Below are 13,096 nucleotides of genomic sequence, written 5' to 3' on the forward strand. Positions count from 1 at the left end.
CGCTCCATCGGACCGAAGCGGCGACCGTCCGGGCAGAAGGGCGGCGCAGGACAACAGGAGGTTCGACGATGGGACTGCGATTGGCGACGGCCATGGCCGCTGCGGTCGTCCTGGGCCTGGCTCCGGCCGCCCACGGCAAGACGCTGGTCTACTGCTCCGATTCCAGCCCCCAGGGCTTCGGGCCGCAGCTCTGGGATCTCGGCGCCTCGCTCGATGCCGTGCGGCCGGTGTTCAACCGGCTGGTCGAGTTCGAGACCGGCTCGACGCAGCTCAAGCCGGGCCTGGCCGAATCCTGGACCGTCTCCGAGGACGGCCTGGCCTACACCTTCCGCCTGCGGCCCGGCGTCAGGTTCCAGACCCGCGGGGACTTCAAGCCGACCCGCGACTTCGACGCGGACGACGTGCTGTTCAGCTTCGAGCGGATGCTGAAGCAGGACCACCCCTACCACCAGGTCTCCGGCGGCACCTATCTCTACTTCGCGGGCATGGGCATGCCCGAGATCATCAAGGCGGTCGACAAGCTGGACCAGCACACGGTGCGGTTCACGCTCAGCCGCCCCGAGGCGCCGTTTCTCGCCGACCTGGCGATGGACTGGGCCTCGATCCTGTCGCAGGAATATGCCGACCGCCTGATGGCGGCAGGCACGCCGGAGAAGATCGATCAGGAGCCGGTCGGGACGGGCCCCTACAGCTTCGTCGCCTACCAGAAGGACGCCGTCATCCGGTATCGCGCCAACCCGGACTATTTCCGGGGCCGGCAGCCGGTCGACACGCTGATCTTCTCGATCGTGCCGGACCCGGCCATCCGGCGGGCCAAGCTGGAGGCCGGCGAGTGCGACGTGATGATGGCGCCCGCCCCGGCCGATATCGACAGCCTGCGCGCCAATCCGGACGTGACCCTGCTCGAGAGCGCGGGCATGAACGTCGCCTATGTCTCGCTCAATGTCCGCAAGCCGCCCTTGGACGACAGGCGGGTGCGCCGGGCGATCAACATGGCGGTGGACAAGGACGCGATCATCCGGGCGGTCTATCTGGGCGGCGCCACGCCCGCCAAGAACCCGCTGCCGCCGGTGATCTGGTCGTACAACGACGATGTCGCGGCGTACCCCTACGATCCCGCGGCCGCGAAGACGCTGATCGCCGAAGCCGGCGCGGAAGGCGCCGGGATCGAGATCTGGTTCCTGCCGACCGCGCGGTCCTACAATCCGGACCCGAAGCGGATGGGCGAGCTGATGCAGGCCGATCTCAACGCCATCGGCCTCGACGCCACGCTGATGACCTTCGATGCCGCCGAATACCGCAAGAAGGTGGTCGCGGCGGAGCATTGGATGGCGCAGGGCGGCTGGATCGGGGACAACGGCGACCCGGACAACTTCCTCTACGTGCTGAGCTGCGCCGGAGCGCGGGAGCCGCCGCCGCAGAACAATGCCAAGTGGTGCAACGCCGCCTATGACGAGCTGATCCGCAAGGCCAAGGAGACCTCGGACGTCGCGGAGCGGACGGCGCTGTACAGGGAGGCGCAGCGCATCGCCCATGAGGAGGCGCCGTGGCTGCCGGTCGCCCATGTCACCAGCTTCATGGCCCTGCGCAAGGGTGTCCTGAACTACAACACCGGCCCGGTCGCGGTGCCCAACTTCGAGGGCGTCGACAAGACCGAATGATCCGCTTCGCCCTCGCCCGCCTGCTGGTCCTCGTGCCCGCCTTCCTCGGCATCGTCGTGCTGACCTTCGCCCTGATGCACCTGATTCCGGGCGACCCGGTGCAGATGATGCTGGGTGAGCGGGTGCTCGACCCGGCACGGCATGCCGAGATCGTGCGCAGCCTCGGCCTCGACCGGCCGCTGCCCGTCCAGCTCCTGGACTATCTGGGCCGCATCGCCCAGGGCGACCTCGGCCTGTCGATCGCCACCAAGCAGCCGGTGCTGACCGAGTTCCTGACGCTGCTGCCGGCCACCATCGAGCTCTCCGCGGCGGCGATGGCCTTCGCGGTCTGCGCCGGGGTGCCGCTCGGCGTGGCCGCCGCCCGCCGCCGCGGCACCCCGATCGACCACGCCATCATGACCGTCTCCCTCACCGGATATTCGATGCCGATCTTCTGGTGGGGACTGCTGCTGGTGCTGGCCTTCTCGGTCGGGCTGCAATGGACGCCGGTGTCGGGGCGGATCGGCGTCGAATACTACTTCGAGGGCGGCACCGGGCTGATGCTGGTGGATGCGCTGCTGTCCGACCAGGACGGCGCCTTCGGCTCGGCGGTCGCGCATCTGATCCTGCCGGCCTTCGCGCTCGGCACCGTCCCGATGGCGGTGATCGCCCGGATGACCCGGTCGGCGATGCTGGAGACCCTCGGCGAGGACTACATCCGGACCGCGCGGGCCAAGGGGCTGCGGGAGTCGCGGGTGGTGCGCGTGCACGGGCTGCGCAACGCCCTGATCCCGGTGGTCACGGTCGTCGGCCTGCAGATCGGGACGCTGCTGGGCGGCGCCATCATCACGGAGACGATCTTCTCCTGGCCCGGGATCGGGCGCTGGCTGGTCGATTCGATCTTCAAGCGGGACTATCCGGCCGTCCAGGGCGGCGTCCTCCTGATCGCCACGATGATCATCCTCGTGAACCTCGCCGTGGACCTGCTGTACGGCGTTCTCAACCCCCGCGTCCGCCACGCGGCGCCGCGATGATCGGGAGCGTGAAGATGGACGCGCACGCCGCGACGCCGAGCGAGCCGGAAGCCCGGTTCCCGTCCCCGTCGCGCGAGCTGTGGCTGGCGCTGCGCGCCAACCGGGCAGCGGTGCTGAGCCTCGGCTTCATCACCGCGCTGGTGCTCGTCGCCGTGCTGGCCCCCCTTCTCGCCCCCAACGACCCGAACGCGATCGACAAGTTCCGCCTGCTGCTGCCGCCGGCCTGGGTCGAAGGCGGCAGCTGGACATACCCGCTGGGCACCGATCCGCTCGGCCGCTGCACGCTGTCCCGCCTGATCTACGGCGCCCGGCTGTCGCTCCTGGTCGGCCTCATCGTCGTGACGCTCTCCTTCGGCGCCGGCGTGCTGCTGGGCCTGGTCGCGGGCTTCCACCGCGGCTGGATCGACGGCACGGTGATGCGCCTGATGGACCTGACACTGGCCCTTCCGGGCCTGCTGCTGGCGATCGTCGTGGTCGTGATCCTCGGGCCCGGCCTGGTGAACGCCATGATCGCCGTCGCCATCAGCAACGTGCCCCACTACGCCCGGCTGACGCGGGCGGCGGTGCTGACCGAGCTGTCGAAGGACTACGTCGTCTCGTCGAAGGTGGCCGGCGCCGGCACGCTGCGGCTGATGGTCCACACCGTCCTGCCGAACTGCCTGGCGCCCCTGATCGTGCAGTCGACGCTCGGCATCTCCGCCGCCATCCTCGACACCGCCGCCCTCGGCTTCCTGGGCCTAGGCGCACAGCCGCCGACGCCGGAATGGGGCACGATGCTGGCCGACAGCCGCGGCTTCATCCAGCGCGCGCCATGGGTGGTCACGCTGCCCGGCCTGGCGATCCTCATGACCGTGCTGGCCTTCAACCTGCTCGGCGACGGGCTGCGCGATGCGCTCGACCCCCGCCTGAAGCGGTAGCGCCGGCTTTTCAGAGGTCGAAGCCGTACTCCGCCTTGAGATGGCTCCGGAGCGACGCGAGATCCGGCGCGGCCACCCGCACCTCGCGATGCGCGGCAGGCTCCTTCAAGCCGGTCGAGCAGCCGATCACCACGACGGGCCCGTCATGATCCAGCCGGCCGATCTTGCCGAGGGCGGCGACCGCCGCGCTGGGGGACAGCTCCTGCCACAGGCCCTGGCGCGCCAGGACTTGCTGTGCCCGGCCGGCCTCCTCGTCGTCGACCAGGAGGGGGAATCCCCCGCTCTCGCGAAGGGCGAGGACCGCCCGGTAGCTGTTGACGGTGCAGGCGGTGCCGCTCTGCAGCGTCGGGCGCGGCTCGACCGAGGCGGCGGGCACGCCGGTCTCGATCGCCCGGTGGAGCGGCCCCCGGGCCGCGGGCTCGACCGAAATGATCTGCGGCAGCTGCGACACGAGCCCGAGGTCCCGCAATTCGCGGAACCCCTTGTGGATGCCGAACAGCATCTCGCCGTAGCCGGTCGGGACGACGACGGCCGCCGGGGCGCGGCCGAGATCCGCGGCGATCTCGTAGGCCATCGTCTTGTAGCCCTCCGGCCCCCAGGGATGGCCCGTATGGACGGGGGTGAGGTTGCTGACCGGATAGACCGAGTCGAGCTGCATCAGGGCCCGCATCGCCGGCCATCGCGCCTCGGCCGGAAGGAAGATCGGATAGGCGCCATAGGCCAGGATCATCTCCCGGAAGGCCGCGCTCACCTCCGGCATGGTGATGACCACGCAGCCGAGGCCGGCCCGGGCGGCGTGGGCGGCCGCGGACACGCCGTGATTGCCCGAGGAGGCCACGATCACGGTCGATGCGCCTTCCTGGAGGGCGGCGCTGACGGTGCAGGTGTTGAGGCGGTCCTTGTGGCTCCAGGTCGGGTTGCGGCTCTCGTCCTTCAGAAACACGCCGCGCTCGCGCATCGCCCCCTGGACCGCAGCCCCGATCTCGATCAGCGGCGTGTCGCCGGCGCCCAGGCCGACCGCCGTCGACAGGGGCGGCAGCAGCGCCTGCCAATGCCGGAAGGCGGGCACGCCTCCGTCACGGAGACGGTCGGGCGCGGCCCCGTAGTCGAAATCGAGCTCCAACGGGTACTGCATCTCCGGCGTGGACGTCTGCGGGCATCCGGACAGCCGGGTCGGCAGCAGCGGATATTCGGGGCGGCCCGGGCCGAGCGATCTCTGGCACCGCACTGCCGAAGCTGAGATTTCCGGCTCGACCGGCATCGCCGTGCTCCCCTCGCAAATCGTCGCGGGAGAGTTGCAGCGGTGGCGTTATTTGTCTAGACAAAAACGAGTACGATCCGGTCTGGACAGACGGGTGCGGGTCGGCTCTGTTTCAAGGCGGCGGCACAGCACCCGGCTGTTCCCCCGCGGACATGCGGATGGTCATGACGAAGCCTGGATCCGAAGCGGTGCGTTTCGAGCTGGACGGCGAAGGCGCCGTCTACCACCAGATCGAGCGCGCGATCCGGGCGAACATCCAGAGCGGCGCGTGGGGTCCCGGCTTCAAGATCCCGTCGGAGCTCGAGCTGATGCGGCTCGCCAAATGCTCGCGGGCGACGATGAACAAGGCGCTCACCAACCTTGCGAATGCGCGGCTGATCGTACGGCGCCGCAGAAGCGGGTCCTACGTCCGGGAGTCGACGGAAGGGCACGCCGTCATCGGCATCCTCGACATCCGGAAGGACATCGAGGGCACGGGCCGCCGCTATTCCTATCGCGTCATGTCGAAGCGCCTCCTGCCCGACGGCCCGGCCGGCGGGGAGTGGCCGGAGGCCCGCAGCGGCGAGCCGCTGCTCGCCCTCGAGGCCCTCCATTGCGGCGACGGGCTGGCGGAGGTGATCGAGGAGCGCCTGATCCGGCTCTCGCTCGTGCCCGAAGCGGCGGAGGAGGATTTCGAGGACAATCCGCCGAGCAGCTGGCTGCTGGCGCGCCTGCCCTGCACCCGCCTGTCGCAGGTCATCAAGGCCCGGGCGGCGAGCCCGAAGGAGGCCCGGCAGCTGCGGATCCGGACGGGCGATCCGCTGCTGATCGCGGAGCGCCGCACCTGGAGCGAAAGCGAGCCGGTCACCTGGCTGCGCCTGACCTTCGCTGGCGCCCGCAACGAGTTCGTCGGCGAGTTCAACCCCCTCAACCCCAGCCTTCCCGGTTCCGATGGCGTTCCGACCTGATGCGAGCGAGCGGGCGGCGAAGATCCGGCGCCGCCTGTTCGGGTCCCACGCGGCGGATCTCGATGTCGTGATCGGCCTGACGCCGGAATCGGTCCATTACCTCTCCGGCTACAAGAGCATGGCGCATGACACCGATCGCCACCATGCGATGGCCGCGGTGGCGACGCGGGAGCGCTGCATGCTCGTCGCGCCCGCGGTGGATTTCGGGCCCGCTTTGGAGGTGGTGCCGGACCCCGGCGACATCCGGACCTTCGGCCGCTTCCGGTTCGACAGCGAGCCGGGCGCGGCCCCTGCCCTGCCGAAACCGTTCGAGGGCTTCGCGGCCGCCCTGACCGACGGCCTGGCCTCGCTGGGCCGGATCGGGACCGTCGGCGTCGACGACACCCCGGGCGGGCCCGTCGCCGCCGCCCTGGCGGCGGCCCATCCCGGCATCCGCTTCGGGCCCGCGCGGGATCTCCTGCTGCGCGCACGCTCGATCAAGCTGGCGGAGGAGCTCGACCTCCTGGCGCGGGTCACGGCCCTTGCCGAGCGGAGCCTGATGCAGGCCGTGGCCGCGGCGAAGGCCGGCATGACCGAGTGGGAGATCGCCGCCGCCATCACCCACGGCATCGTCGGCGGCGGCGGGGTTCCCGGCTTCGTCGTCGTCACCTCGGGCGAGCGGAGCGCCCTTGCGGACGCCTATCCTTCGGGCCGCCGCCTGCAGCCCGGGGATCTGGTCAGGTTCGATATCGGCTGCTCGGTCGACGGGTACTGGGCGGACATGGCGCGCACGGCCGTCGTCGGCACGCCCGACGCGCGGGTGCGGCAGAGCTTCGAGGCGGTCGAGGCCGGCACGCGCTTCGCGGTCGAGACCGTCCGGGCGGGCATGGCTGCGGGAGAGCTGTTCGACAGGACGGTCGCGCATGTCCGGCAGCAAGGCCTGCCGGGCTTCGAGCGGCACCATATCGGGCACGGGCTGGGGCTCGAATGCTTCGAAGCCCCGGTGCTCGCGCCGCGCAGCGATGCGATCCTGGAGGAAGGAATGGTCCTGTGCCTCGAGGCCCCGCTCTACGTCCTCGGATGGGGCGGGATGATGGTCGAGGAGACGCTTGCCCTGACCGGCGACGGCGTCCGGATGCTGACCCGGTCGGCGACCGGCCTGATCGCGATTCCGGACTGATGCGGTCGCCGCCCCGGCGAGAGCCGCGATGCGCGCCCCCCTCCCCACCGCAAAAGGGGGTTGCCTATTCCCCGATCGGCCAGCAGAACGGCCGTACACCCGTGAACATGCCGCAAAGGACCCGGGATGCCTGAGATCGATGGTACGCGCCTCTTGCGCGACCTGCGCCAGCTCGCCGAATTCGGCCGCTACAAGAGCGGCGTGCATCGGCCGACATATTCGCCCCAGGATGTCCAGGCGCGCCAATGGCTCGTCGAGCGGCTGCAGGAGGCCGGGCTCGCCGCCGAGATCGACGGCATCGGCAACATCATGTCGGCCAGCCCGGCCAAGGGTCCGAAGCTGCTGATCGGCTCCCATCTGGAGAGCCAGCCCTATGCCGGCTGGCTCGACGGGGCGATGGGCGTGATCTACGGCCTCGAGGTCGCCCGCGCCTTCCGCGATGATCCGGCCTGCCGCGACCTCGGCATCGAGGTCGCGGTCTTCGCCGACGAGGAAGGGCATTTCGGCTCCTTCCTCGGCAGCCGGTCCTTCATCGGCGAGCTGTCCGAGGACGACATGGCGAAGGCGGCCAACCGGACGACCGGCCAGCCGCTCCGGGACGCGCTGGCCGAGGCTGGGTACGCCGGACGGCCCCGCTATGTCCTCGAGCCCGGCCGGCATGCCGGCTTCATCGAGGCGCATATCGAGCAGGGCGACACGCTCGAAAGCTCGGGCAAGCGCATCGGCGTGGTGACCAGCATCGTCGGCATCTGGACCTATGCCATCACATTCGACGGCCAGCAGAACCACGCCGGCACGACCCGCATGGGCGCGCGCCAGGATGCCGGCCTCGCGCTCACGGAGCTATGCCACGCGATCGCAACGCGCTTTCCCGACGTCACGGGCCCCCGCTCGGTCTGGACGACCGGACGCATCCGGCTGGAGCCTGGAGCGGCCTCGATCATTCCGGGGCATGCCGAGATGATCTTCCAGTTCCGCGACGCCGATCCCGAGCGCCTGCGCATCATGGAGCAGGCGCTCGAGGAGCTGGTGGCGCAATCCGACGCCGCCGGCCCCTGCCGGGCGAGCCTGCGCCCCTTGTCGCGCTCGATCCCGAACGTCATGGCCGAGCCCGTCCAGGCGGCGCTGGAACAGGCGGCGGAGCACCACGCGCCCGGCACCGCCCTGCGCATGCCGAGCGGCGCGGGCCACGATGCCCAGTACCTCGCCAGGCGCCTGCCCGCGGGCATGCTGTTCGTGCCCAGCATCGGCGGCATCAGCCATCACTGGACGGAGAACACGGCGGACGCCGACCTCGTCCTGGGCTGCCAGGTGCTCGCAACCGCAGCGGAAGCGCTGCTTCGCGCAGCCTGAGGCGGGCCGGTCGGCCGACCCGCGTCACGCCTGGCGCCGGCAGCGGACCATGCCCGCGTCAGCCGGCCTCGAGCGCGAAGCGGGCGATGTCGGCATGGGTCGCGAACCAGGCGTCGCCCTTGGCCTGGATGTGGGAGATCAGCTCCTCCAGGATGAAGAAGCGGGAGCGGTAGGTGATCACATGCGGGTGCATGGTCAGGAGGAACAGGCCGCCCTCCGCATGCGCCCGGTCGAACTCCCGCCGGAAGATCGACAGCACCGTCTCGGGGTCGGTGTAGGGCCGCAGGGCCTGGAACCGGTTCATGTTGAAATAGACGGCGTCGTCGCGGATCCACTCGACCGGCAGCTCGACCATGCCGGTCGGCTCCCCCGCCTCCACGATCTCGTAGGGGTCGTCATCGGCCATCAGCGAGGAATCGTAGAGCAGCCCCAGCTCGCGCTCGATCTGGAGCGTGGCGTCCGAGAAGTCCCAGGACGGCGTCCGCATGCCCACGGGCCGCACCCCGGTGATGCGCTCCAGCGTGTCGGCGGCGCGGAAATGCAGGTCGCGCTCGGCCTCGGCCGGCACCGCGGTGTTCAGCTCGTGGATCCAGCCGTGCAGGCCGATCTCGTGCCCCTCCGCCACGACGCGCCGCTGTTCGTCGGGGTGCAGCAGCGCCGACACCGCCGGCACGAAGAAGGTCGCTGGAACGCCGGTGCGGCCCAGCAGGTCCAGGATGCGGGGCACGCCGACGCGGCTGCCGTATTCCCCCTGCGACATCCGGCCGATCGACCGGCCGCCGTCGCGCAGCTCGTTGGTCTCATGATCGCTGTCGAAGGACAGGGCGACGGCGCAGCGCCGGCCGTCCTTCCAGGCGGCCGGCTTCAGCGACCGCCCGGCGCGGACCTTGCCGACGCGCTCGCGCCACACCTCTTCGGGCCATTGCCACGGTTCCATGGGACCTCCGGTAAATCGGCCGCGGCCGTCAGGCCGCCGGCACCAGATGACAGGCTGCGCGCCGGCCCGGGGCCGTGGCGCGCAGGTCGGGCGCCTGCGCCCGGCAGCGCGGCTCGGCCACCGGGCAGCGCGCGTGGAAATGGCAGCCGGCCGGCGGGTTCAGGGGCGACGGCAACTCGCCCCGGATCGGCCTGAGCGCGACGGCGGCATCGTCGTCCAGCACCAGCTTCGGCATGCTGTCCAGAAGGGCGCGGGTATAGGGGTGCTGGGGCGCGCCGTAGATGTCCGCCGCCGGCCCGACCTCGACGATGCGGCCGAGATACATGATCGCCACGCGGTCGCACAGATGCCGCACGACGCCCAGATCATGGCTGATGAACAGCATGGTCAGGCCGAGATCGCGCCTCAGCTTCAGGAACAGGTTGACGATCTGCGCCTGGATCGAGACGTCGAGCGACGCGACCGGCTCGTCGCAGACGAGCACGTCGGGCTGCATGGCCAGGGCCCGCGCGATCGCCACGCGCTGGCGCTGGCCGCCGGAGAACTGGTGCGGGTACCGGCCGGCGAACTCCCGGTCGAGGCCGACGAGGTCGAGGGTGCGGCCAACATGGCCAGCCGCGCCGGCGCGGGTCACGAACCCATGGGCCAGGGGCCCCTCGGCGATGATGTCGCCGACCCGCATGCGGGGATCCAGCGACGCGAACGGGTCCTGGAACACCATCTGCACGCGGGTCATGGCCTTGCGGCCGCGCTCCATCACCGGTCGGCCGTCGATCAGCACGCGGCCGCCCGTGGCGGCATGGATGCCGGCAACGACCCGGCCCAAGCTCGACTTGCCGCAGCCGGATTCGCCGACCAGGCCCAGCGTCTCGCCCTTCGCGATCGCGAGATCGACGCCGTCCACCGCCCGGACGGCGCGGGGGCCCGGGGCCTTGCCGGCCAGCGCGGCGATCCGGTCGGCCAGCGACGGCGACCGCGCGAAGCTCTTGGACACGCCGTCGATCGAGACGAAGCCGTTCATGCCGCGGCCTCGGCGCCGACCGGGTTGTGGCAGCGGAAGCCGCGGCCGCCCACGATGGTCGGCGGCGGCACCACGGTGTCGCAGGCGGCGATGCGGTTCGGGCAGCGGGGCGCGAAGGCGCAGCCGGCGGGCAGCCGCAGCAGGGACGGCGTCGCGCCGGGGATCTGCGCCAGGTCGGCGCCGGGTGTCGCCCGGGACGGCAGGGATTCCAGCAGTCCCCGGGTGTAGGGATGCCGCGGCGCCGACAGGACGGTGCGGATCGGCCCATCCTCCACGATCCGGCCGGCATACATGACGGCCAGCTTGCCCGCGATCTGCGAGACGGTGGCGAGGTCGTGGCTGATCCAGACCAGGGCCGTGCCGCTCTCCCGCACCAGGCTCTTCATCTCGGCCAGGATCTGGGCCTGGATCGAGACGTCGAGCGCCGTGGTCGGCTCGTCCGCGATGATCACGGCCGGGCGGTGCAGGAGCGCGATGGCGATGGCCACGCGCTGGCGCATGCCGCCCGAGAATTCGTGCGGGTAGGCGTCGATCCGCCGCTCCGGATCCGGGATGCCGACCCGGGCCAGCACCTCGACCGACCGCGCCCGCGCCACGGCCCGGGACATCCGCTCATGCGCCAGGAGCGCCAGCTGCATCTGCCGCGCCACGGTCAGGACCGGGTTCAGCGTCATCATCGGGTCCTGGAACACCATCGAGACGGCGCGGCCGCGGATCTGCCGCAGCCGGCGCTGGTCCAGCCCCACCAGCTCCTCGCCCGCCAGGCGGACCGACCCGGCGACGATCCGCCCGGGCGGGGCGATCAGGCCGATCAGCGAGAAGCCGGTGATCGACTTGCCGGAGCCGGATTCGCCGACCAGCCCCATCACCTCGCCCCGCTCCAGCGTGAAGGACACGCCGTCGACCGCCTTCACCACCCCGGCCCGGGTGTGGAAATGGGTGGCCAGGTCGCGGACCTCGAGAACCGGCGCCGTCATCGCTTCAGCCTGGGGTTCAGCTGGTCGCGGATCTGGTCGCCGACCAGGTTGATGCCGACGATCAGGATGATCAGGGCGACACCGGGAAACATCGAGATCCAGTAGCGGCCGGACATCATGTACTGGAAGCCGTTGGCGATCAGCATGCCCAGCGACGGTTCGGTGGGCGGCAGCCCGACGCCCAGGAAGGACAGCGTCGCCTCCAGCGAGATGGCGCTGGCCACCTGCACCGTGGCGACGACGATCAGGGGCGGCAGGCAGTTCGGCAGGATATGGCGGAAGGCGACCCGCCAGCCCGGCAGCGGGGTCGACAGCGCCGCCTCGACATAGTCCTTGCCGCGCTCCGCCGCCGCGGCGCCATGGGCGGTGCGCGCGAAATAGGCGTATTGCGCGGCCACCAGCGCCGCGATCAGCGGCCCGCGCCCCTGGCCGAGGATGGCCGCCAGCACCAGCGCCAGGAGGATGGCGGGGAAGGACAGCTGCAGGTCGATCACGCGCATGATCAAGGCCTCGACCCGCCCGCCGGCATAGGCGGCCGTGACGCCGAGCGCCGATCCGGCCAGGAAGGCCACGGCCCCGGCGATCAGCCCCATCTCCAGCGAGATGCGCAGGCCGTAGAGGATGGCGGACAGCAGGTCCCGGCCCTGGGCGTCGGTGCCCAGAAGGTGCATGTAGCCGGCGGTGCCGACATAGCCGGGCGGTCGCCTGGCGTCGCGCAGCGACAGGGTCGACAGATCGTAGGGATCCTGCGGGGTCAGGACCGGCGCCAGCAGGGCGAGGGCGATGACGGCCAGGACCACGATCAGGGCCGCCACCGCGACCCGGTTCTCGCGGAATTCGGCGACGAAGCGCCCGACGGGAGTGGTGGCGCTCATCCGCCGCGCCCTTTCCGCAGCCGCGGATCCAGGACCGCATAGGTCAGGTCCACGACGAGATTGATGGTGATGAACAGAAGCGCGACCAGCACCAGGTAGGCCACCATGACCGGCCGGTCGAGCGACGAGATCGACTCGATGATCAGCTTGCCGAGGCCGGGCCAGGAGAAGATGGTCTCGGTCACCACGGCGAAGGCCAGGGTCGACCCGAATTCGAGCCCCATCACCGTGACGATCGGGATCGCGATCAACCGCAGCACGTGGTAGCGCATGACCGCCCACTCCGACAGGCCGGCCGCGCGCGCGAACTTCACCGTGTCCGACAGCATGATCTCGCGCGTGCCGGACCGGGCCAGGCGGATCAGGAGCGACATCTTGAACAGCGCCAGGTTCAGGGCCGGCAGCACCAGATGCGCCAGGCCGTCGCCGGTGAAGACGCTGAACTGGACCCCGAACACACCGACCGTTTCCCCCCGCCCGCCTGCGGGCAGCCAGCCGAGCCAGACCGAGAAGGTCAGGATCAGCACCAGGCCGACCCAGAAGGTGGGGACGGAAAAGCCCAGGATCGACACCGCCATCAGCGACCTGGCGACCCGGCTTTCCGGTCGGTACCCGGCATACATGCCGAGCGGCACCCCGGCCAGGGCCGCGACGAGCATCGCCGTCAGCGTCAGCTCGAGCGTCGCGGGCAGCCGTTCGAGGATCAGCCGCATCACCGGGATGTCATAGACGAAGGAGCGTCCCAGATCGCCGTGGATCACGCGGCCGAGGAAGCCCAGATACTGCTGCCACAGCGGCAGGTCGAAGCCGTAATAGGCGATGATCTGGGCGCGCATCTCCTGCGTCGCATCCGGCGCGATCAGGACATCCACCGGGTTGCCGATGGCGAAGACCCCGAGGAAGACCAGGAGCGACATCGCCAGCATCACCAGGAGCGCCTGGGCCAGCCGTCGGACGATCTGGGCGGCCATGGCG

The 13,096-nt window shown here is 70.7% G+C and carries 12 protein-coding genes; 6 read left to right on the forward strand and 6 right to left on the reverse strand.

Annotation, left to right across the window (positions count from 1 at the left end; translation table 11 throughout):
• Positions 1–68: 68 nt before the first annotated feature.
• From ACFW16_RS00915 to ACFW16_RS00925, 3 genes are read left to right on the forward strand one after another with little or no spacing between them, the layout of a single operon-like run.
• Complete coding sequence (locus ACFW16_RS00915; protein ID WP_380300914.1) at positions 69–1,661, forward strand: ABC transporter substrate-binding protein; 1,593 nt, start codon at positions 69–71, stop codon at positions 1,659–1,661.
• Positions 1,658–2,674 carry an ABC transporter permease gene (locus ACFW16_RS00920; protein WP_380300916.1) on the forward strand — a complete coding sequence of 339 codons (1,017 nt, stop codon included), beginning with the start codon at positions 1,658–1,660 and terminating at the stop codon, positions 2,672–2,674. Before ACFW16_RS00915 ends, ACFW16_RS00920 begins: the two co-directional genes overlap by 4 nt.
• A 14-nt stretch (positions 2,675–2,688) precedes the next feature.
• Complete coding sequence (locus ACFW16_RS00925) at positions 2,689–3,591, forward strand: ABC transporter permease subunit (RefSeq protein WP_380300918.1); 903 nt, start codon at positions 2,689–2,691, stop codon at positions 3,589–3,591.
• A gap of 10 nt (positions 3,592–3,601) precedes the next feature.
• Here the strand turns inward: ACFW16_RS00925 and ACFW16_RS00930 are convergent, their stop codons facing one another.
• Positions 3,602–4,726 (reverse strand): pyridoxal-phosphate dependent enzyme, encoded by a 1,125-nt coding sequence (locus ACFW16_RS00930; RefSeq protein ID WP_380300920.1) that lies wholly within the window; start codon positions 4,724–4,726, stop codon positions 3,602–3,604.
• A gap of 290 nt (positions 4,727–5,016) precedes the next feature.
• Here ACFW16_RS00930 and ACFW16_RS00935 point away from each other — a divergent pair, with 290 nt between their 5' ends.
• The 3 genes from ACFW16_RS00935 (at position 5,017) to ACFW16_RS00945 (ending at position 8,311) form a co-directional block, all read left to right on the forward strand.
• Positions 5,017–5,799 carry a UTRA domain-containing protein gene (locus ACFW16_RS00935; RefSeq protein WP_380300922.1) on the forward strand — a complete coding sequence of 261 codons (783 nt, stop codon included), beginning with the start codon at positions 5,017–5,019 and terminating at the stop codon, positions 5,797–5,799.
• Positions 5,783–6,958, forward strand: coding sequence for a M24 family metallopeptidase (locus ACFW16_RS00940; RefSeq protein WP_380300924.1), 1,176 nt, complete (start codon positions 5,783–5,785; stop codon positions 6,956–6,958). Before ACFW16_RS00935 ends, ACFW16_RS00940 begins: the two co-directional genes overlap by 17 nt.
• Before the next feature lie 126 nt (positions 6,959–7,084).
• Positions 7,085–8,311: a Zn-dependent hydrolase gene (locus tag ACFW16_RS00945; RefSeq protein ID WP_380300926.1), complete on the forward strand. Its 1,227-nt coding sequence runs from the start codon at positions 7,085–7,087 to the stop codon at positions 8,309–8,311.
• 58 nt (positions 8,312–8,369) lie between these two features.
• On the opposite strand, the gene ACFW16_RS00950 is transcribed toward ACFW16_RS00945, so the two are convergent.
• From ACFW16_RS00950 to ACFW16_RS00970, 5 genes are read right to left on the reverse strand one after another with little or no spacing between them, the layout of a single operon-like run.
• Complete coding sequence (locus tag ACFW16_RS00950; RefSeq protein WP_380300928.1) at positions 8,370–9,248, reverse strand: polysaccharide deacetylase; 879 nt, start codon at positions 9,246–9,248, stop codon at positions 8,370–8,372.
• A 28-nt stretch (positions 9,249–9,276) separates the two neighbouring features.
• Positions 9,277–10,269 carry an ABC transporter ATP-binding protein gene (locus tag ACFW16_RS00955; RefSeq protein WP_380300930.1) on the reverse strand — a complete coding sequence of 331 codons (993 nt, stop codon included), beginning with the start codon at positions 10,267–10,269 and terminating at the stop codon, positions 9,277–9,279.
• A complete protein-coding gene (locus ACFW16_RS00960; protein WP_380300931.1) occupies positions 10,266–11,246 on the reverse strand; it encodes an ABC transporter ATP-binding protein in 981 nt (326 codons plus the stop codon). Before ACFW16_RS00960 ends, ACFW16_RS00955 begins: the two co-directional genes overlap by 4 nt.
• Positions 11,243–12,121 carry an ABC transporter permease gene (locus tag ACFW16_RS00965; protein WP_380300932.1) on the reverse strand — a complete coding sequence of 293 codons (879 nt, stop codon included), beginning with the start codon at positions 12,119–12,121 and terminating at the stop codon, positions 11,243–11,245. Before ACFW16_RS00965 ends, ACFW16_RS00960 begins: the two co-directional genes overlap by 4 nt.
• On the reverse strand, positions 12,118–13,092 hold the full coding sequence (locus ACFW16_RS00970) for an ABC transporter permease (protein ID WP_380300934.1): 975 nt from the start codon (positions 13,090–13,092) through the stop codon (positions 12,118–12,120). The genes ACFW16_RS00965 and ACFW16_RS00970 overlap by 4 nt, the downstream gene beginning before the upstream one ends.
• Between the last annotated feature and the right edge of the window lie 4 nt (positions 13,093–13,096).

This window comes from Inquilinus sp. NPDC058860 (assembly GCF_042743185.1).
GTDB lineage: Bacteria > Pseudomonadota > Alphaproteobacteria > DSM-16000 > Inquilinaceae > Inquilinus.

Bases quoted from the DNA above. Each gene is read 5' to 3' on its own strand.
- ACFW16_RS00915 (WP_380300914.1), top strand. From the start codon at position 69: ATGGGACTGCGATTGGCGACGGCCATGGCCGCTGCGGTCGTCCTGGGC.
- ACFW16_RS00920 (WP_380300916.1), top strand. From the start codon at position 1,658: ATGATCCGCTTCGCCCTCGCCCGCCTGCTGGTCCTCGTGCCCGCCTTC.
- ACFW16_RS00925 (WP_380300918.1), top strand. From the start codon at position 2,689: ATGGACGCGCACGCCGCGACGCCGAGCGAGCCGGAAGCCCGGTTCCCG.
- ACFW16_RS00930 (WP_380300920.1), bottom strand. From the start codon at position 4,726: ATGCAGTACCCGTTGGAGCTCGATTTCGACTACGGGGCCGCGCCCGAC.
- ACFW16_RS00935 (WP_380300922.1), top strand. From the start codon at position 5,017: ATGACGAAGCCTGGATCCGAAGCGGTGCGTTTCGAGCTGGACGGCGAA.
- ACFW16_RS00940 (WP_380300924.1), top strand. From the start codon at position 5,783: ATGGCGTTCCGACCTGATGCGAGCGAGCGGGCGGCGAAGATCCGGCGC.
- ACFW16_RS00945 (WP_380300926.1), top strand. From the start codon at position 7,085: ATGCCTGAGATCGATGGTACGCGCCTCTTGCGCGACCTGCGCCAGCTC.
- ACFW16_RS00950 (WP_380300928.1), bottom strand. From the start codon at position 9,248: ATGGAACCGTGGCAATGGCCCGAAGAGGTGTGGCGCGAGCGCGTCGGC.
- ACFW16_RS00955 (WP_380300930.1), bottom strand. From the start codon at position 10,269: ATGAACGGCTTCGTCTCGATCGACGGCGTGTCCAAGAGCTTCGCGCGG.
- ACFW16_RS00960 (WP_380300931.1), bottom strand. From the start codon at position 11,246: ATGACGGCGCCGGTTCTCGAGGTCCGCGACCTGGCCACCCATTTCCAC.
- ACFW16_RS00965 (WP_380300932.1), bottom strand. From the start codon at position 12,121: ATGAGCGCCACCACTCCCGTCGGGCGCTTCGTCGCCGAATTCCGCGAG.
- ACFW16_RS00970 (WP_380300934.1), bottom strand. From the start codon at position 13,092: ATGGCCGCCCAGATCGTCCGACGGCTGGCCCAGGCGCTCCTGGTGATG.